This window comes from Amycolatopsis sp. NBC_01488 (genome assembly GCF_036227105.1).
In the GTDB taxonomy this organism is placed as follows: Bacteria; Actinomycetota; Actinomycetes; order Mycobacteriales; family Pseudonocardiaceae; genus Amycolatopsis.
Genome location: NZ_CP109434.1, coordinates 5,001 through 23,521, shown reverse-complemented (window position 1 = coordinate 23,521; position 18,521 = coordinate 5,001). Strand labels below are relative to the sequence as shown.

Genomic DNA, 18,521 nt, shown 5'->3' with positions numbered 1-18,521 from the left:
CGACGCATGGACGCGGAGCTTTTCGGGCAGGTGCTCGGTGCGGTGCGGGAGTTCGTGCGCAAGGAGGTCGTGCCGCGCGAGGCGGAGATCGACGAACGCGACGAGATCCCGGCGGAGATCCGGGAAAAGGCCGCCGAGCTGGGCCTGTTCGGCTGGGCGCTGCCCGAGGAGTACGGCGGCCTCGGCCTCGGCATGGCCGAGGATGTCCGGCTCGCGATCGAGCTCGGCCACACGACGCCCGCGTTCCGGTCGCTGTTCGGCACCAACAACGGCATCGCCGGCCAGGCGATCGTGCACTACGGGACGCCGGACCAGCGCACCCGCTGGCTGCCGCGGCTGGCCGCGGGCCAGGCGATCGCGTCGTTCGCGCTCACCGAGGCCGAGGCCGGCTCGGACCCGGGCGGCCTGACCAGCCGCGCGGTCCGCGACGGCGACCGCTACCGGCTCTCGGGCACCAAGCGGTTCATCACCAACGCGCCCCTGGCCGAGGTCTTCGTCGTGTTCGCGCGCACCGACCCCGACAGCACGGGCAGCCGCGGGATCTCGGCGTTCCTGGTGTGCGCGGGCGCGGACGGCGTCACGGTCGGCCCGCACGACGCCAAGATGGGCCAGGCCGGCGCGTGGACGTCGGAGGTGGTCTTCGACGACGTCGAGCTGCCGGCCGATGCGCTGATCGGCGAGGAAGGCAAGGGCTTCGGCATCGCGATGGCCTCGCTCGCCCGCGGCCGGCTGCACATTGCGGCCCTGTGCGTCGGGATGGCGGAGCGCGCGCTCGCCGAAGCCGTCGAGTACGCGCGGACGGCGCGTCAGGGTGGCCGGGTGATCGGTGAGTACCAGCTCGTCCAGGCGCTGCTGGCGGAGTCGCACGCCGAACTGGCGGCCGGCCGCGCGATGGCGCACGAAGCCGCCGCGAAGTACGACTCGGGCGAGGACCGCAAGCTCGGGCCGTCGTCGGCGAAGCTGTTCTGCACCGAGATGCTCGGCCGCGTCGCCGACCGCGCGGTGCAGGTGCACGGCGGCATGGGGTACGTCCGCGGCGTCACGGTCGAGCGGATCTACCGCGACGCGCGGCTGTTCCGGATCTACGAGGGCACCAGCGAGATCCAGAAGCTCGTGATCGCGCGCCAGCTGCTCAAGGACTGATCCCTGCGTCACTCGGAGTTGCGCTGGAGTTCACTCCAGCTCGTAGCGTCGGGGGATGACCACTGCACAGCACAAGATCGGTTCGGGGTTCGGCGCCACCACGACGGCGGCCGAGGTCGTGGCCGGCCTCGACCTGACCGGCAAGCTCGCGATCGTCACCGGCGGCTACTCCGGCATCGGCCTGGAGACGACGCGGGCGCTGACCGCCGCCGGCGCGCACGTCGTCGTTCCGGCCCGCCGCCGCGCCGCGGCGGAAGAAGCGTTGCGGGGCTTCGAAAACGTCGAGGTCGACGAGCTGGACCTCGGTGACCTGGACAGCGTCCGCGCGTTCGCCGAGCGGTTCCTCGCTTCCGGACGTGGGATCGACATCTTCATCGGCAGCGCCGGGATCATGGCGTTGCCGGAGACGCGCGTCGGGCCGGGCTGGGAAGCGCAGTTCGCGACCAACCACCTGGGCCACTTCGCCTTGGTGAACCGGCTGTGGCCCGCGTTCACCTCCGGTGCGCGCGTCGTCTCGGTGTCCTCGCGCGGCCACCACTTCGGCCCGGTGCGCTTCGACGACCTCGAATTCCGGCAGGGCTACGACAAGTGGCTCGCGTACGGCCAGGCGAAGACGGCCAACGTGCTCTTCGCGGTCCAGCTCGACAAGCTGGCGCGCGAGCACGGCGTCCGCGCGTTCGCCCTGCACCCGGGCCGCATCCTCACCGACCTGGTGCGCTACCTCGACCGGCAGGAACTGGTCGACGCCGGCATGGTCGACGCGGAAGGCCAGGTCACCGGCGGCGCGAAGACGCCGGAGCAGGGCGCCGCGACGCAGGTCTGGGCCGCGACGTCCCCGCAGCTCGACGGCCTCGGCGGCGTCTACCTCGAGGACTGCGACATCGCCGAGCCCGCGCCCGCCGACGGCGGCCGCACCGGGGTCAAGGGCTACGCGATCGACCCCGCGCAGGCCGAGCGGCTGTGGACCGTGTCCGCGGAGCTCACCGGGGTGACCGCCTTCTAGAGCTTCTCCACCTGCCGGATCAGCAGGTCGATCTCGTCGTCGGTGTTGTAGTAGTGCACCGACGCCCGCACCAGGTCCGGCAGGCCGCGCGCGGTGAAGTCGAACTGGGCCGACGTCCGCGTCGACAGTGACGTGGTGATGGTCGCCTCCGCGAGCCGGGCCTTGATCGCCTCGGCCGGGGTGCCGTCGACGCTGAACGTCACGATGCCGCACTTGCGGGCGCCGACGTCGTGCACGCGCGCCCCGGCGTCGGCGAGCCGGGCGCGCAGCGTCGCGGCCAGTGCGGCGACCCGCGTTTCGATGGCGGGCAGGCCCCACTCGAGCGCGTAGTCGATCGCGGCGCCGAGGCCGAACACCGCCGCGAAGTCGCGCTCCCACACCTCGAAGCGCTTGGCAGTCGGGTCGACGACGTACTCCGTGGGCGACTCCCAGCTCGCCGAATGCAGGTCGAGCATCGCGGGCTCCAGGTGCTCGCGCAGCCGCGGGTGCACGTAGAGGAACCCGGTGCCGCGCGGGCCGCGCAGGTACTTGCGGCCGGTCGCCGACAGCGCGTCGCACTTCAGGCGCGTGACGTCGAGGTCGACCTGGCCGGCCGACTGGCACGCGTCGAGCAGGAACGGGATGCCCGCCGCCTCCGCGACCGCGCCGATCTCCTCGGCCGGGTTGACCAGCCCGCCCTGGGTGGGCACGTGGCTGACGGCGATCAGCTTGACGTCGCCGTCGACGCGCCGCCGCAGCTGTTCGACGTCCAGCTGCCCCGACTCGTCGTCCCCGATCACCTCGACGACCGCGCCCGTGCGCTTGGCGACCTGCAGGAACGCGATGGCGTTGCTGGCGTACTCGGCTCGGGAGGTGAGGATCCGGTCGCCGGTCTTGAACGGCAGCGCGTAGAACACCGCCTGCCACGAGCGGGTCGCGTTGTCGGTGAGCGCGATGTCGTCCGGTTCGCCGCCGACGAGCCGCGCCGCCGACGCGTACACCGCGTCGAGCCGGTCCGCCGCCTCGGCGGCCGCTTCGTACCCGCCGACCAGCGCTTCGTGGCGCAGGTAGTCGACGACGGTGTCGGTCACGACGGACGGCGGGAGCGCGGAACCGGCGTTGTTGAAGTGGACCACTTCGGCGCAGCCGGGCGTTTCACGGCGGGCGCGGTCGACGTCGAAGGTCATGTGAACTGAATACAGTAGCGGTGTTCTGTATGCAATACTGCCCGCCATGGCCCGCACCCCGCTGCGCAGCGACCTCATCGAGGAGATCACCGCCCGTGTGCTGGACGGCCGCCTGCCCGCCGGCGCCCGCCTCAACGAGGTGCACCTGGCCCGCGAGCTGGGCGTCAGCCGGACGCCGCTGCGGGAGGCGCTGATCGGGCTCGCCGACCGCGGCCTGCTCGTTTCCGCGCCGGGCCGCGGGTTCCTGGTGCCGCCGCTCGACCTCGACGAGGCCCGCCGCCTCTACCCGCTCGTGGCCGAGCTCGAAGCGCTCGCCCTGCGCTGGACGTCGCCGCTGGAGCTGGCCGGGCTGCCCGACGCGCTCGACGCCGTCGCCGACGAGATGGCCGCGGCGCCCGCCGACACCGATCTGTCCGAAGTGGACGAACGGTGGCACGTGCTGCTGCTGTCCCGGTGCCCGAACCCGCACCTGCTGCGGCTGATCGAGCAGACCAGGCCGCTGCTCAAGCGGTACGAATCGCAGTACTTCGGCGGCGCGGGCCGGGCCGGGGAGAGCATCGGCGAGCACCGCCGGATCGCCGCCGCCCTGCGCGACGGCGACCTGCCGGCCGCGTCCGCGGTGCTGGTCCGCAACTGGGTGAAAGCGCTGGCGTACCTGGGGAAGGACGAAAGGTGATCATCGCGCACCTGAGTGACCTGCACCTGGACGGCGGGCAGCGGGCCGAAGACCGCGTCGCCGCCGTGATGGCGTGGCTCGGTGGGCTGGCCCGCCCGATCGACGCGGTCGTCGTCACCGGCGACATCGCCGACCACGGCGCGGCGTCGGAGTACGCGCGCGCCGCCGAGCTGCTGAAGCACCCGGCCCCGGTGCTGGTGTGCCCGGGCAACCACGACGTCCGCGCGGCGTTCCGCACCGGGCTGCTCAGCCGCCTTTCGGGGGTTCCGGGTGGCGGAGCCCCCGGCCTGGGGCGAAGCCCCGGTCGTCACGGTCTTCCCGCCTCCGACGATCCGATCGACGCCGTGCGGGAAGTAGGCGGAGTCTTGTTCGCGCTCTGCGATTCGACGATCCCCGGCCGTGGCGCGGGGTTCCTGGCCGATTCGACGGTGGAATGGCTCGACGACACGCTCGCCGGCGGCGACGGCCCGGCGTTCGTCGCGTTCCACCACCCGCCGGTCGAGGTGGGCGTCACGCTGGTCGACGCCATCCGCCAATCGGGCGAGGACCGGCTCGCGGCGGTGCTGGGCCGCCACCCGCGCGTGGTGGCGCTGCTGGCCGGGCACGTGCACACGGGCGCGTCGACGACGTTCGCCGGCGTGCCGCTGCGCATCGCGCCGGGCGTGGTGTCGCAGTCGCTGCTGCCGGTCGAGCCGGGTGCCGACCGAGGCTGGGACGAAGGCGGGCCGCTGGACTACGAGCGGCCGCCTTCGCTGCTGCTGCACGTCCTGCACGACGACGGCCGCGTCACCAGCCACCACCGCACGGTCAGCTGCTGAACACCGGCAGCGTGATCTTCGACGGCCGGGCGGCGTCGTGGAACACCTCGAACCGGTTCGGCTTCCCGTGCACCGCCGACGTGATCGGCTCGTCGGTCCCGTGGTTGCGCGCGAAGCGCGGGAACGCGCCGCCCGCCACCTGGACGCGCAGCCGGTGGCCGCGGCGGAAGCGGTAGGCCGTCGGGTCCAGCGCGACCTCCGCCGTCACGACGCCGTCCGCGTCCGCTGACGGGAAACCGGGCCGCAGCCGGAGGATCCCGTCGGTCACGTTGCGGGAGACCCCGTTCGCGTCGACGTCGCACAGCCGGACGTAGACGTCGGCGTGCGGCAGCTCGGTGCGCACGTGCACGGTCGCGGCCACCTCGCCGATGACGTCGAGGTCCGACGGCAGCGGCTCGCCGGTGAACACCAGGACGTCCGGGCGCGCCTCGACCTCCTGGTTGTCCTTCTGCTTCCAGTCGCCGGTCAGCAGCGGCCCGCCGACCGACGGCGTCGGGTCGGCCGGGTCGTAGGTGAACGTCGTCGGCCGCGCCTCGTCGCCGGCCTGTTCGCCGAGCCCGCCGATCGGCCGCAGGTGCGACGCGGTCGCCGTCGACGGCGGCGGCCACGACTCGAAGTCCAGCCAGGTGCCGGCGCCCTGGAGGAAGAGCCGGACCGGCGCGCGTTGCAGTTGCGTCCGGTCGCCGAGCAGGTGGGCGCGCAGGAAGCCCAGCTGGTCCCGGATCATCGGGCCCATGCTGGCGGGCTCGCCATGCGCCCACGGCCCGATCGTGATGCGTGGCGTCTTGCCCGCCTCGGCGAGGAGCCGGAAGTCGCGCAGCTGCGAGCCGATGAACAGGTCGTACCAGCCGGTCACCATCGACACCGGGATGTCGAGCTTCGCGACTTCGGCGCTGTGGTCGGACATCGCCCAGTAGTCGTCTTCGGGCACGAAGTGCTCGGTGATGTCCTGCAGGAACTGCACCGGCTTCCCGATCGCGGCGACGTCGGCGCGGCTCAGCGGCAGGAACGACATCGCCTTGCGCGTCTTGCGCTTCTGCAGCGGGTTCGGCAGCGCGGCGAAGCGCTCTTCCTGGCGGCCGATCATCGCCGACCACGACACCATGTTGTCCGCCGCGAGCACGCCGCCCGGGTAGAACGTCGAGATGAACTCCGACGCCGTGACACCGAGGCACATCGCGGCCAGGGGCGGGTCGAGGTAGGGCCCGACCGCCCACTGCGTGTGCCCGAGGTAGCTGGCGCCGGCCATGGCGAGGTTGCCGTCGCACCACGGCTGCGCGCGCAGCCACTCGGCGGTCGCGACGCCGTCTTCGCGCTCGAGGTGGAAGGGCCGGAACTCGCCGCCGGAGCCGAACGAGCCGCGCGTGCTCTGGACGACCGTCTGCAGCCCGTGCCGGGCGAAGGTGTCGCCGAAGAGCTTCGAGAGGATGCCCTTGCGCCCGTACGGCGTGCGGATCAGCACGACCGGCGCCGACGTCGTCCCGGCCGGGGCGTACCGGTCGGCGAGCAGCGTGACGCCGTCGGGCATCGGCACGGTCAGGTCGCGCGTCACGACCGGCTTCGGCCCTTCGGAGCGGGGGAGCCCGAGCATCCTGTCGACAAGTCGGTCCAGCACGGGCGCCGCCTTCCGAAGTGGAGTCCTACCTTCCGGATCGACGATACCGGCTGCCGGGCGTGCCCGCCCCGCTAGCGCACCCGGGCGAGCGTCTCGGGCCGCAGGAGCCTGGCCAGCTCCTCGGCCGGGATCAGGCCCTTCTCGACGACCAGCTCGGCCACGCCGCGCCCGGTGGCGAGGGCCTCCTTCGCGATCTCGGTCGCGGCCGCGTAGCCGATGCTCGGGTTCAGCGCCGTGACCAGGCCGATCGAGTTCTCGACGGAGGAACGCAGGACGTCGACGTTCGCCGTGATCCCCTCGACGCACTTGGTGGCGAGCGTCCGGCAGGCCGCGCCCAGGTGCGTGATGCTCTCCGACAGCGCGTGCAGGATGATCGGCTCGAACGCGTTGAGCTGCAGTTGGCCGGCCTCGGCGGCCATCGTCACGGTGACGTCGTTGCCGATCACCTCGAACGCGACCTGGTTGACCACCTCGGGGATCACCGGGTTGATCTTCCCCGGCATGATCGACGACCCGGCCTGCACCGGCGGCAGGTTGAGCTCGTTCAGCCCGGCGCGTGGGCCGGACGACAGCAGCCGCAGGTCGTTGCAGCTCTTCGAGAGCTTCACCGCGATGCGCTTGAGCACTCCGGACAGGTGCACGAACGCGCCGCAGTCCTGCGTGGCCTCGACCAGGTCCGCGGCGGTGACGACGGGCAGCCCGGTGATCTCGCGCAGGTGCCGGCACGCGGCCTCGGCGTACCCCGGCGCGGCGTTGAGGCCGGTGCCGATCGCGGTCGCGCCGAGGTTGATCTCGTGCAGGAGCGCGACGGCTTCGTTCAGCCGCAGCCGGTCTTCGCCGAGCATCACCGCGTAGGTGCCGAACTCCTGGCCGAGCGTCATCGGGACCGCGTCCTGCAGCTGCGTGCGGCCCATCTTCAGCACGTCGTGGAACTCGACGGCCTTGGCGGCGAACGCCTTCTCCAGCACGACCATCGCTTCGGACAGCTCGCGCACCGCGATGATCGTCGCGACGTTGACCGCGGTCGGGTACGCGTCGTTCGTCGACTGCCCGAGGTTGACGTGCTCGTTGGGGTGCACGACGTGGTAGTCGCCCTTGGCGTGCCCGAGCAGCTCGAGCGCGCGGTTCGCGATCACCTCGTTGGCGTTCATGTTGGTCGACGTCCCGGCGCCGCCCTGGATGACGTCGACGACGAACTCGCCGTGCAGCGCGCCTGCGCGGATCTCCCGGCAGGCTTTTCCGATGGCATCGGCGATCTCGGGGTCGAGCAGCCCCAGCTCGGCGTTGGCGCGTGCCGCGGCTTCCTTCACCGCGGCCAGCGCCTCGACGAGGTGCGGGTAGGCGGCGATCGTCGTGCCGGTGATGGGGAAGTTCTCGCGGGCGCGGGCGGTGTGCACGCCCCAGTAGGCGCCGGCGGGGACGTCCTTGTCGCCGAGCAGGTCGTGTTCGCGACGAGTGGTCACAGGAGGCTCCCCACCGAAAGGTTTCCGGTCACGCGCAGGTTTTCCGGCCCGGGCGGCACGTCGATGCCGCACAGCTTCAGCGTCGCGGCCAGCACCGGGTAGCGCGCCCGGTCACCGCCGTCGGCGATCTTGAACGCGATCGCCGTGCCGTCCGGCAGGGCGGCGACCTGGACGGCCTCGAAGCCGTCCTTCGCGAGCAGCCCCGGCACCGCGCGCATGACGGCGGTGACGTCGCGGCGGCTGCCGCCGACCAGCTCCGGGTGCCGTCGGATGCCGTCGGCGACCAGGTGGTCCGGCGTCCCGGGCGCGGCCGTGGCGATCTTCGAAACGGCGGTGGCGAGACCGCGCAGCGTCGTCGCGAAGAGGGGTGCGCCGCAGCCGTCGACGGCGACCCGCTCGATGCCGTGCCCGGTCAGGTCCTCGACGGTCGCGGCGATCGCGCGTTGCAGCGGGTGGGCCGGGTCGAGGTAGCCCTCGGCCGCCCAGCCGTTCAGGTCACAGGTCGCGAGCATCGCCGCGTGCTTGCCGGAGCAGTTGTGCGCGAGCTTGCCCGGAGCCCGCCCGGCCGCGATCCAGTGGTCGCGCTCGACCGGGTCGAACGGGAAGTCCGCGGGGTTGCCCAGCGCGTCCGGGGAGCGTCCGCCGAGCACGTCCAGGACGGCGTCGAGGTGCATCGGCTCGCCGGAGTGGCTGGCCGCCGCGACGGCGAACCCGGCGGGGGACAGGCGCAGCCCGAGTCGCGCCATCGCCGTGGCCTGCAAGGGTTTCGCCGTCGACCGCGGGTACATCGGCGCGTCCGGGTCGCCCGCGGAAAAGCGCGTGGTGCCGTCCGGGGCGAGCACGATCGCCGAGCCGTGGTGCCCGCCTTCGACCATGCCGTCGCGGACCAGCTCGACCAGGGGTTCGGTGGTCACATGCCCTCCTCGTCGAACGCGCGCATGTCGATCCGCCTGCGGGCGGCGAACCAGCCGACGACCAGCGCGACGGCGATCGCGGGGAGCGCCAGCAGGGTGATCCGGCCGGTCTCGTCGAAGCCCATCAGCACGACGACGGCGGCGAGGAACACGAGCGTCGCGATCTCGGTGTACGGCGAGAACGGCAGCCGGAACGCGGGCCGCTCGAGGCCGTTGCGCCGGGTCTTGCGGACGAACAGCAGGTGGCAGAGCACGATGATCGCCCAGGTCGCCAGGATGCCGATCGCGGCGAAGTTCAGCACGATGTCGAAGGCCTCCTTCGGCACCAGGTAGTTCAGCCCGACACCCAGCACGCAGACCGACGCGGTCAGCAGGATGCCGCCGTAGGGCACCTGGTTGCGGTTCAGCACGCCGGTGAACTTCGGCGCCGAGCCCGCCTTGGCCATCGACCGCAGGATCCGGCCCGTCGAGTAGAGGCCGGAGTTCAGGCTGGACAGCGCGGCGGTGAGCACGACCAGGTTCATCACGCTGTCGGCCGCGGGCACGCCCAGGTGCGAGAGCACGGTGACGAACGGGCTCTGGTCCTTCGTGTAGGAGCTCCACGGCAGCAGCATTGCCAGCAGGACGACCGAACCGACGTAGAAGACGAGGATCCGCCACATGATGGAGTTGATCGCCTTCGGCATGATCTTCTCCGGGTGCTCGGTCTCGCCGGCGGCGACGCCGACCAGCTCCACTGAGGCATAGGCGAACACGACGCCCTGCACGATCAGCACCATCGGCAGCAGGCCGGTGGGGAAGATCCCGCCGTGCTCGGTGATCAGCTGCGGGCCGGGCGCGGTGCCGTCGATCGGCGTCTGCGTCACCAGCAGGAAGATGCCGATCACCAGGAACAGCACGAGCGCGGCGACCTTGACGATGGCGAACCAGAACTCCATCTCACCGAACAGCTTCACCGAGACGAGGTTGAGCGTCAGCACGACGGCGAGCGCGATCAGCGCCAGCACCCACTGCGGGATCGGCGAGAAGAACGACCAGAAGTGCGCGTACAGCGCGATGGCCGTGATGTCGGCGATGCCGGTGGTCGACCAGTTGAGGAAGTGCATCCAGCCGGCGACGTACGCGCCCTTCTCGCCCATGAACTCGCGGGCGTAGGAGACGAAGGCGCCGCTGGAGGGCCGGTACAGGATCAGCTCGCCGAGCGCGCGGACGACGAAGAAGGCGAAGAGCCCGCACACGGCGTAGACGATCGCGAGGGCCGGCCCGGCCTGGGCGAGCCGCCCGCCGGCGCCGAGGAAGAGGCCGGTGCCGATCGCGCCGCCGATCGCGATCATGTTCACGTGCCGGGGCTTGAGGGCCTTGCGGTAGCCGGCGTCGCCCGCGTCCGCGGTCGTGGCCGTGAGGGTCTGCTCGGTCACTGGTCCCCGTTCACGATGCTGGTGAGAGTGGCTTCGACGTGCGTGAGGTGCGCGGTCATGGCCTCGACGGCTTGCTCTTCGGAACCGCTCTCGATGGCCGTGACGATCTCGCGGTGCTCGACGTTCGACTGCCGCCGCCGGTCGCCGAGCTGGTTGAGGAAGGCGGACTGGCGGGCCAGCGCGTCCCGGATCTCTTCGATCACCTTCCCGAAGACGGGGTTGCCCGAGGCCTGGGCGATGGTGATGTGGAAGAGCGAGTCGAGCGCGACCCAGGCGGTGTTGTCGGTCTCGGCGTCCATCCGCTCGACGAGGTGGCCGAGCAGGTCGAGGTCGTCCTGGCTCCGTCTCACGGCCGCGTAGCCCGCGACGGGGATTTCGACGTGCCGGCGCACCTCGATGAGGTCGCGGGCGGAGTAGGGCCCGAAGGTGGGGTTGTCGGCGGGCCCGGTGGCGGTGACGAAGGTGCCCTTGCCGGTCTTGGACTCGGTCATGCCGAGCGCCTGCAGGCCGCGCAGCGCTTCCCGGATGACCGAGCGGCTGACCTCGAACTCCCTGCTCAGGGTCGCTTCGGAGGGCAGCTTGGCGCCGACGGGGTAGTCGCCGCGTTCGATCAGCTGCCGCAGGTGGGCCAGCACGGCCTCCATGGCACTGACCCGCCGGGGACCACCTTGTCCGGCTGTCTGGCTGTCAGACAGGTTCATGGAAGGGATGCTCGGTGTCCCGCCCGGCGCCTGTCAACGCGAGCAGACGTCGGTGTGGCTCAGCTCACCGGTCCGTTCGTGCGCGTCCGATCGGGGTGCGAACCCGGCCGGCCCCGATGCGCAACGCGTCGGGCGTCGCCGGGTGACCACCCGACCGCGCCCCGTGCCCGCCGGCCGCACCGTGATCATCACTGCCCGAAACGGTGGCGCGTCGCGCCACCCGGTGCGGGCTCCAGAGGCGCACAATCGAGCCCGGCGAGTGCGGGATAGGCTGGGGGACCCGGGCGCGCCGGACCCATCCACACAGGGGAGGTTTTCGCTGGTGTCGAACGATTCCTTCGTCCACCTGCACGTCCACACCGAGTACTCGATGCTCGACGGTGCGGCGAAGATCGGTCCCCTCTTCGCGGAGGCGGCGCGCCTCGGCATGCCCGCGGTCGGCATGACCGACCACGGCAACATGTACGGCGGCGACGAGTTCTACCAGCAGTCGAAGAAGCACGGCCTCAAGCCGATCATCGGCATCGAGGCGTACGTCGCGCCGGAGTCGCGGTTCCACAAGAAGCCGGTCTTCTGGGGCCAGTCGAACCAGCGCGGCTCCGACGAGCTGGGCGAGGGCGGCGACGTCTCGGGCGCCGGTGCGTACACGCACATGACCATGCTCGCCGCGAACGCGACCGGCCTGCGGAACCTCTTCAAGCTGTCCTCGCTTGCCAGCATGCAGGGCTACTACCGCAAGCCCCGGATGGACCGCGAGCTGATCGCCGAGAACCACGCCGGCATCATCGCGACCACCGGCTGCCCGTCGGGTGAGGTGCAGACCCGGCTGCGGCTGGGCCAGAAGGAGGCGGCGATCCAGGCCGCGTCCGACTACAAGGACATCTTCGGCGCGGACAACTTCTTCCTCGAGCTGATGGACCACGGCCTGCCGATCGAGCGGTCGGTCCGCGAGGGCCTGCTCGAGGTCGGCCGGCTGCTCGACCTCAAGCCGCTGGCCACCAACGACTCGCACTACGTCACCAAGGACCAGGCGGACACGCACTCGGCGCTGCTGTGCGTCCAGGCGGGCAAGACCCTCAACGACCCGACCCGGTTCAAGTTCGACGGCGACGGCTACTACCTCAAGTCCGCCGCCGACATGCGCGAGTACTGGGACAAGGAGGTCCCGGGCGCGGCCGACACGACGCTGATGATCGCCGAGCGCGTCGAGTCGTACGAAGAGGTGTACGCGCACAAGGACCGGCTGCCGTTCTTCGAGGTGCCCGAGGGCTACGACCAGGGCGGCTGGCTGCGCGAAGAGGTCCAGCGCGGCATGAAGTGGCGATTCCCGGAGGGCGCGCCGGACGGCTACCAGGAGCGCATCGACAAGGAACTCGACGTCATCATCGGGAAGGGCTTCCCGGCCTACTTCCTGATCGTCGCCGACCTCATCAGCTACGCTCGCCGCGTCGGCATCCGGGTCGGCCCCGGCCGTGGTTCGGCCGCCGGCTCGCTCGTCGCGTACGTCCTCGGCATCACGAACCTGGACCCGATCCCGCAGAAGCTGCTGTTCGAGCGGTTCCTCAACCCCGAGCGCGTCTCGATGCCCGACATCGACATCGACTTCGACGACCGCCGCCGCGGCGAAATGATCCGGTACGCGACCGACAAGTACGGCGCGGACAAGGTCGCCCAGGTCATCACCTTCGGCACGATCAAGACCAAAGCCGCGATCAAGGACAGCGCGCGGGTCCACTTCGGCCAGCCCGGCTACGCGATCGCGGACAAGATCTCCAAGGCGCTGCCGCCGCCGATCATGGCGAAGGACATCCCGCTCTCGGGCATCGTCGACTCGAAGCACGAGCGCTACGGCGAGGCCGCCGAGGTCCGCGCGCTGGTCGAGACCGACGAAGAGTGCAAGACGATCTTCGAGACCGCCCGCGGCCTCGAGGGCCTGATCCGCAACGCGGGCGTGCACGCCTGCGCGGTCATCATGTCGTGCGACCCGCTGACCGACGCGATCCCGCTCTGGCAGCGTGACGACGGCTCGATCATCACCGGCTGGGACTACCCGTCGTGCGAGGCCATCGGCCTGCTGAAGATGGACTTCCTGGGCCTGCGGAACCTCACGGTCATCGGCGACGCGATCGACAACATCAAGACCAACCGCGGAATCGACATCGACCTCGACACCCTCGGCGTCGAGGACCCGGAGACGTACAAGCTGCTCGCCCGCGGCGACACGCTCGGCGTGTTCCAGCTGGACGGCGGGCCGATGCGCGACCTGCTCCGCCGGATGGAGCCCACGGTCTTCGACGACATCGTCGCGGTCGGCGCGCTGTACCGCCCCGGCCCGATGGGCATGAACGCGCACAACGACTACGCGGACCGGAAGAACAACCGGCAGAAGGTCAAGCCGATCCACCCGGAGCTCGACGAGCCGCTGCGCGAGATCCTGGCCGACACCTACGGCCTGATCGTGTACCAAGAGCAGATCATGCACATCGGCCAGAAGGTGGCCGGCTACACGATGGGCCGCGCGGACGTGCTCCGCCGCGCGATGGGCAAGAAGAAGAAGGAAGTCCTCGACCTCGAATACGAGGGCTTCGAGGCCGGGATGAAGGCCAGTGACCTGGTCCCGGGCGGGTTCTCCGCCGAGGCCGTCAAGGCGCTCTGGGACACGATCCTCCCGTTCGCCGGCTACGCGTTCAACAAGAGCCACGCGGCCGCGTACGGCCTGGTCTCCTACTGGACCGCGTACCTCAAGGCGAACTTCACCGCCGAGTACATGGCGGCCCTGCTCACGTCGGTCGGCGACAACAAGGACAAGTCGGCGGTCTACCTGTCCGAGTGCCGCCGCCTGGGCATCAAGGTGCTCCCGCCGGACGTCAACGAGTCGGCCCTGCGGTTCGCGGCCGTCGGGGAGGACATCCGCTTCGGGCTGGGTGCCGTCCGCAACGTCGGCGCGAACGTCGTCGAGTCGATCATCAAGACCCGCGAGGAGAAGGGGAAGTACGCCTCCTTCATCGACTTCCTCGACAAGTCCGAGCTCGTGGCCTGCAACAAGCGGGTCATCGAGTCGCTGATCAAGGCCGGCGGGTTCGACTCGCTGGGCCACACGCGGCTGTCGATGATCCAGGTCCACGAGGACGCGGTCGAAGCCGTCGTCCCGCTCAAGCGCCAGGAGGCGATGGGCCAGTTCGACCTCTTCGGCTTCGGCGGGGACGACGATGAAACAGTGGCCTCGTCGCCGCTCGCGCACCTGAAGTTCGGCGAGGAGGAGTACCCGCGCAAGCAGCTGCTCGCCTACGAACGCGAGATGCTCGGCCTGTACGTCTCGGCCCACCCGCTGGACGGCGCCGAGCGGATCCTGCGCAAGCACGCCCCGAAGCCGATCGCCGGGATCCTCGCCGATCCGCCGCGCGAAGGCGAAATCGTCATCTCCGGGCTGATCACGTCGCTCGAGCGGCGGGTCAACAAGAAGGGCGAGCCCTGGGCGATCTGCACGGTCGAGGACATGGACGCCTCCCTCGAGGTGCTCTTCTTCCCGAAGTCGTACGCGCTGTTCGCGAGCGAGCTGATCGAAGACAACGCGGTGCTGGTCAAGGGCCGGGTCAACTGGCGCGAAGACAAGATGTCCGTCTTCGGCGGCGGTCTCGCGACACTGGACCTGTCCGAGGTCGGCACGGGCAACGGCGACGACGAGCCGCCATTGGTCCTGCTCGCGGCGGCGGAGAAGATCGACCAGTCCGTGGTCAGCGAGCTGCGGTCCACGCTGCTCGCCCACAAGGGGGAGACCCCGGTCCACCTCAAGCTGGTGGGCAAGAACCAGACGGTCTTCGCGCTCTACGACTACCCGGTCAAGGTCAGCTCGATGCTGATCGGCGAGCTGAAGGGCATCCGGGGCATCACTGCCTCCACCTGAGTCGCCGAGGGCGGGATCCGTGGGCGTACAACGCGCGCGGATCCCGCCTTTCGTGTTTGCTGGGTGGGGTATCCCCGGCCGGTGAACACGCGTGAGGTCAGCTCTTCGATGTCGTACGAACCCGATCCCCGGCGCTGGAAAGCGCTTGCCGTTTCGCTGACGGCCGGGTTCATGGGGCTGCTCGACGTCAGCATCGTCAACGTCGCGCTCCCGTCGATGCAGTCCGGCCTGCACGCGAGCAGCGGCGGCATCCGCTGGGTCGTCTCCGGCTACGCGCTGGCGTTCGGCCTGGTCCTGGTCACCGGCGGCCGGCTCGGCGACGCGTTCGGCCGCCGGACCATGTTCCTCGGCGCCCTCGCGGCGTTCGTCGTCACGAGCGCGCTGGCCGGCGCGGCCCCGAACGAGACGACGCTCGTGATCGCGCGGCTCGCCCAGGGCGTCGCGGCCGGCATGCTCACGCCGCAGAACACCGGCCTGATCCAGGACCTCTTCCGCGGCGCCGAGCGCGGCCGCGCGTTCGGGATGTTCGGCGCCGTCGTCGGGATCTCCACGGCGGTCGGGCCGATCCTCGGCGGGTTCATCCTCGCCGTCTTCGGCACCCAGGAGGGCTGGCGCTGGGTGTTCTACGTCAACGTGCCGATCGGGGTCGTCGCGTTCGCGCTGGCCCTGCGGCTGCTGCCGCGCAGCGAGAAGAAACAGTTCCGGATGCGCTCGGAGATCGACTTCCTCGGTATCGCCCTGCTCGCGGTCGCCGTGCTCGGCGTGCTGCTCCCGGTCATCGACTCCGACTCCGACGGGCCCGCGCGGCTGTGGTGGATGTTCGTCGTCGCGCTGGTGTTCGGCTTCGCGTTCGTGCGCTGGGAGCGCTCGGTGGTCCGGCGCGGCCGGACGCCGCTGCTCGACACCCGGCTGTTCACCGGCACGCCGGGATACGCCGCCGGTGCGTCGGTCGGCGCCCTCTACTTCTGCGGGTTCGCCGGGATCTGGCTGGTCTTCGCGATGTTCTTCCAGCAGGGCCTGGGCTACACGCCGCTGCAGTCGGGGCTGTCGGTGACGCCGTTCGCGCTCGGGTCGGCGGTGTCCGCGGCCGTCGCCGGACGGCTCGTGCCGACGTACGGCCGGCGGCTGACCGTCACCGGGCTGGCCATGGTCGCGCTGGGCCTGCTGGCCGTGGCGCTGCTCGCCCAGCTCGTCCCGCCGTCGGTGTCCGGGTGGGCGTTCGCGCTGCCGCTGCTGTTCGCGGGCGTGGGCGGCGGCATGGTGATCTCCCCGAACACGACGTTGACGCTGGAGTGCGTGCCGGTCCGGATGGCCGGCGTCGCGGGCGGCGCGCTGCAGACGGGCCAGCGGATCGGCACGGCGATCGGCACCGCCGTGCTCGCGTCGGTGTTCGGCACGGTCGTCGGCGCGGTGAAGGACTACCCGCTCGCGCTCACCGTCGCGCTGTGCTGCGCGGCCGTCCTGACGTGCACCGCGCTGGCCCTCGCGATCGCCGAACTCCGGGCGCGGCGCCACCGTGCGCAACATTCCGGGGACGAGGACGAGGCTCGGAAAGCCGAGACGTCCGCCGCGGACGTCCAGCGGGGCTGAGACACTACTTTCGGCAGATTTGCGATGCTCCATCCGAGTGACGAGCGCGGAAAGGCACTGGTGCTACGGAGAGCCACCGAGTAGATCTAGTGGAGCCTTCACTGCGCGGCTTCGGCTACCGACAGTGGCAATCGGTCGGCCACCCGGGGATGGGGTGACCGGCCCGAGCGATCGAGGCGTCCGGAGTTCGAGGGAATGGACACACTCGGTCACCTTCCATCCAGTGAATGTCGGCGTCCGCGGGGGACCGTCCGGCAGTCGCGGAAGGGATGCCCATCGACAGCCGCCGGCGCGTGACGGCAGCGGGCGGGCCCGGGTGAGGGGGAACCGGGCCCGCCCGTCTTTCGCCCGTGTCGTGTGCGGCCCCGCCGCGCTGATCATGCTGGGATGGACGCGTTCGTCCGACGCAGACGCGGGGAGCCCCATGACCGAGCAGCCGTCGCAGCCGTCGCGGCCCGCAAGCCGGATCCAGGTGTGGTACCGGCCGATGCGGTCGCGCGACAGCGGTGAGCACCACCGCGTCGCGACGCCCCTGGAACTGCTGTTCGACCTCTGCTTCGTGGTCGCCGTCGGCCAGGCCGCGGCCTCGCTGCACCACGCGCTGGCCGAGGGGCACGCCGCCCACGGCGTCTCGTCGTTCGCGATGGTGTTCTTCGCGATCTGGTGGGGCTGGCTGAACTTCAGCTGGTTCGCCTCGGCGTTCGACACCGACGACGTCCCGTACCGGCTGGCCACGCTCGTGCAGATCGCGGGCGGGCTGACCGTCGCGGCCGGGGTGGACCGCGCGTTCGACGGCGACTTCCGCGCGATCGTCGCCGGGTACGTCCTGATGAGGTTGTCCCTGGTCGCCCAGTGGCTGCGGGCGGCGCGCTCGGCGCCGGAGACCCGGCCCGCCGCGCTGCGGTTCGCCGCCGGCATCGCGTTCTGCCAGGTGCTCTGGGTCCTCCGGCTGTTCCTGCCCGCGTCGCTCGCGAGCGTGACGTTCGTGGCCGTCGTGCTGTGCGAGCTCGCGGTGCCGGTGATCGCCGAGCGCCGCGCGAAAACGACGTGGCACCCGCACCACATCGCCGAGCGATACGGCCTGTTCACGCTGATCGTGCTCGGCGAGACGGTGCTGAGCGCAACCAACGCGATCAAGGAAGGCACCGCGGAGCCCGGGCACCTCGGCTCGCTGATCTCGCTGGCCGCGGCCGGGCTGGTGCTGGTGTTCTCGATGTGGTGGCTGTACTTCGACCGCCCTGGGCACCTGCGGCTCGTCCGCCGCCGGACCATGTTCACGGCGATGAGCTGGGGCTACGGGCACTACTTCGTCTTCGCCTCCGCAGCGGCCGTGGGAGCGGGGCTCGAGGTGGCGGTCGCCTACGACACGGGGACGCTGCACCTCGGCGGAGTCGCCGCGGCGGTGCCGACCACGCTGCCGGTCGCGGTCTTCCTGCTCAGCGTGTGGCTGCTGCACATCGGGCCGACCAACGAGTGCCGTCCGATCGCGATCGGCTTCCCGGTGACGGCGGTGCTCGTCCTGGCGGCGTCGTTCACGCCGGCGCCGATCCACGTCGCCGCGGTGCTGACGGCCGCGCTTGTCGCGCTGACGGTCGTCGTGACCCACGGGGCGCCCCGGACGTAGATCGACGCAGGTCAGCGGCCTGGCGCGATAAAAGGGACCCCCCGGCGCGAGGGGGTTTCGGGGGCATGTAAACTTCTCCAAGTCGCCGGGGAAACCGGGCGGCCGCCGGGGCCACGAACCAAGCTCCCACGAACGTGGTAGAGTGGGTGGTCCTGAACCGAGGTGCTAGCCTCGGAACAAAGCTTGAAACAAACGCCGAGAGTCTCAGCCGCCGATAAAGCGGGCGGATTCGGAGTGTGTTGCTTGAGAACTCAACAGTGTGCTAGTGAACTAAGCCAGTAGAGCTTATTGTTTTGAACCTCGTATGAGGTTCCTTTGAGAGCAAGTATTTTGCCTCGATTGAATTCGAAGACATTGTTGGAGAGTTTGATCCTGGCTCAGGACGAACGCTGGCGGCGTGCTTAACACATGCAAGTCGAACGCTGAACCCATTTCGGTGGGGGATGAGTGGCGAACGGGTGAGTAACACGTGGGTAATCTGCCCTG

The 18,521-nt window shown here is 70.6% G+C and carries 13 protein-coding genes and 1 rRNA gene (1 of these 14 only partly in view); 8 read left to right on the top strand and 6 right to left on the bottom strand.

The genetic code is table 11. The features are described from left to right. Positions 1-6: 6 nt before the first annotated feature. Complete coding sequence (locus OG738_RS00080; protein WP_329050174.1) at positions 7-1,143, top strand: acyl-CoA dehydrogenase family protein; 1,137 nt, start codon at positions 7-9, stop codon at positions 1,141-1,143. Positions 1,144-1,198: 55 nt separating this feature from the next. After that, positions 1,199-2,146, top strand: a complete 948-nt coding sequence (locus OG738_RS00075; protein ID WP_329050173.1) for an SDR family NAD(P)-dependent oxidoreductase — start codon at positions 1,199-1,201, stop codon at positions 2,144-2,146. On the opposite strand, the gene OG738_RS00070 is transcribed toward OG738_RS00075, so the two are convergent. Next, complete coding sequence (locus tag OG738_RS00070; RefSeq protein ID WP_329050172.1) at positions 2,143-3,312, bottom strand: aminotransferase class V-fold PLP-dependent enzyme; 1,170 nt, start codon at positions 3,310-3,312, stop codon at positions 2,143-2,145. The genes OG738_RS00075 and OG738_RS00070 overlap by 4 nt on opposite strands. A gap of 46 nt (positions 3,313-3,358) precedes the next feature. On the opposite strand from OG738_RS00070, the gene OG738_RS00065 reads away from it, so the two are divergent. Then, positions 3,359-3,988: a GntR family transcriptional regulator gene (locus tag OG738_RS00065; RefSeq protein ID WP_329050170.1), complete on the top strand. Its 630-nt coding sequence runs from the start codon at positions 3,359-3,361 to the stop codon at positions 3,986-3,988. Further along, entirely contained in the window at positions 3,985-4,806 is an 822-nt protein-coding gene (locus OG738_RS00060) for a metallophosphoesterase (RefSeq protein WP_329050169.1), read from the top strand. The genes OG738_RS00065 and OG738_RS00060 overlap by 4 nt, the downstream gene beginning before the upstream one ends. Here the strand turns inward: OG738_RS00060 and OG738_RS00055 are convergent. The 5 genes from OG738_RS00055 to OG738_RS00035 form a co-directional block, all read right to left on the bottom strand. After that, positions 4,796-6,421 (bottom strand): CocE/NonD family hydrolase, encoded by a 1,626-nt coding sequence (locus OG738_RS00055; protein ID WP_329050167.1) that lies wholly within the window; start codon positions 6,419-6,421, stop codon positions 4,796-4,798. The genes OG738_RS00060 and OG738_RS00055 overlap by 11 nt on opposite strands. Before the next feature lie 71 nt (positions 6,422-6,492). Beyond that, positions 6,493-7,884 (bottom strand): aspartate ammonia-lyase, encoded by a 1,392-nt coding sequence (locus tag OG738_RS00050; protein WP_329050165.1) that lies wholly within the window; start codon positions 7,882-7,884, stop codon positions 6,493-6,495. After that, positions 7,881-8,798 (bottom strand): asparaginase, encoded by a 918-nt coding sequence (locus OG738_RS00045; protein ID WP_329050163.1) that lies wholly within the window; start codon positions 8,796-8,798, stop codon positions 7,881-7,883. The genes OG738_RS00050 and OG738_RS00045 overlap by 4 nt, the downstream gene beginning before the upstream one ends. After that, entirely contained in the window at positions 8,795-10,216 is a 1,422-nt protein-coding gene (locus tag OG738_RS00040; protein ID WP_329050162.1) for an amino acid permease, read from the bottom strand. The genes OG738_RS00045 and OG738_RS00040 overlap by 4 nt, the downstream gene beginning before the upstream one ends. Then, a complete protein-coding gene (locus OG738_RS00035; RefSeq protein ID WP_329050160.1) occupies positions 10,213-10,860 on the bottom strand; it encodes a FadR/GntR family transcriptional regulator in 648 nt (215 codons plus the stop codon). Before OG738_RS00035 ends, OG738_RS00040 begins: the two co-directional genes overlap by 4 nt. Positions 10,861-11,239: 379 nt before the next feature. On the opposite strand from OG738_RS00035, the gene dnaE reads away from it, so the two are divergent. From dnaE to OG738_RS00015, 4 genes are all read left to right on the top strand, one after another. Continuing rightward, positions 11,240-14,821 (top strand): DNA polymerase III subunit alpha, encoded by a 3,582-nt coding sequence (gene dnaE, locus OG738_RS00030; RefSeq protein ID WP_329050159.1) that lies wholly within the window; start codon positions 11,240-11,242, stop codon positions 14,819-14,821. A 108-nt stretch (positions 14,822-14,929) separates the two neighbouring features. After that, positions 14,930-16,411, top strand: coding sequence for an MFS transporter (locus tag OG738_RS00025; RefSeq protein ID WP_329056488.1), 1,482 nt, complete (start codon positions 14,930-14,932; stop codon positions 16,409-16,411). Between the two features lie 424 nt (positions 16,412-16,835). Next, positions 16,836-18,035 (top strand): low temperature requirement protein A, encoded by a 1,200-nt coding sequence (locus tag OG738_RS00020; RefSeq protein WP_329050157.1) that lies wholly within the window; start codon positions 16,836-16,838, stop codon positions 18,033-18,035. Positions 18,036-18,389: 354 nt separating this feature from the next. Then, positions 18,390-18,521, top strand: a 16S ribosomal RNA gene (locus OG738_RS00015); it runs 1,389 nt beyond the window's last position.

Bases quoted from the DNA above. Each gene is read 5' to 3' on its own strand.
- OG738_RS00080 (WP_329050174.1), top strand. From the start codon at position 7: ATGGACGCGGAGCTTTTCGGGCAGGTGCTCGGTGCGGTGCGGGAGTTC.
- OG738_RS00075 (WP_329050173.1), top strand. From the start codon at position 1,199: ATGACCACTGCACAGCACAAGATCGGTTCGGGGTTCGGCGCCACCACG.
- OG738_RS00070 (WP_329050172.1), bottom strand. From the start codon at position 3,312: ATGACCTTCGACGTCGACCGCGCCCGCCGTGAAACGCCCGGCTGCGCC.
- OG738_RS00065 (WP_329050170.1), top strand. From the start codon at position 3,359: ATGGCCCGCACCCCGCTGCGCAGCGACCTCATCGAGGAGATCACCGCC.
- OG738_RS00035 (WP_329050160.1), bottom strand. From the start codon at position 10,860: ATGGAGGCCGTGCTGGCCCACCTGCGGCAGCTGATCGAACGCGGCGAC.
- OG738_RS00025 (WP_329056488.1), top strand. From the start codon at position 14,930: ATGTCGTACGAACCCGATCCCCGGCGCTGGAAAGCGCTTGCCGTTTCG.
- OG738_RS00020 (WP_329050157.1), top strand. From the start codon at position 16,836: ATGACCGAGCAGCCGTCGCAGCCGTCGCGGCCCGCAAGCCGGATCCAG.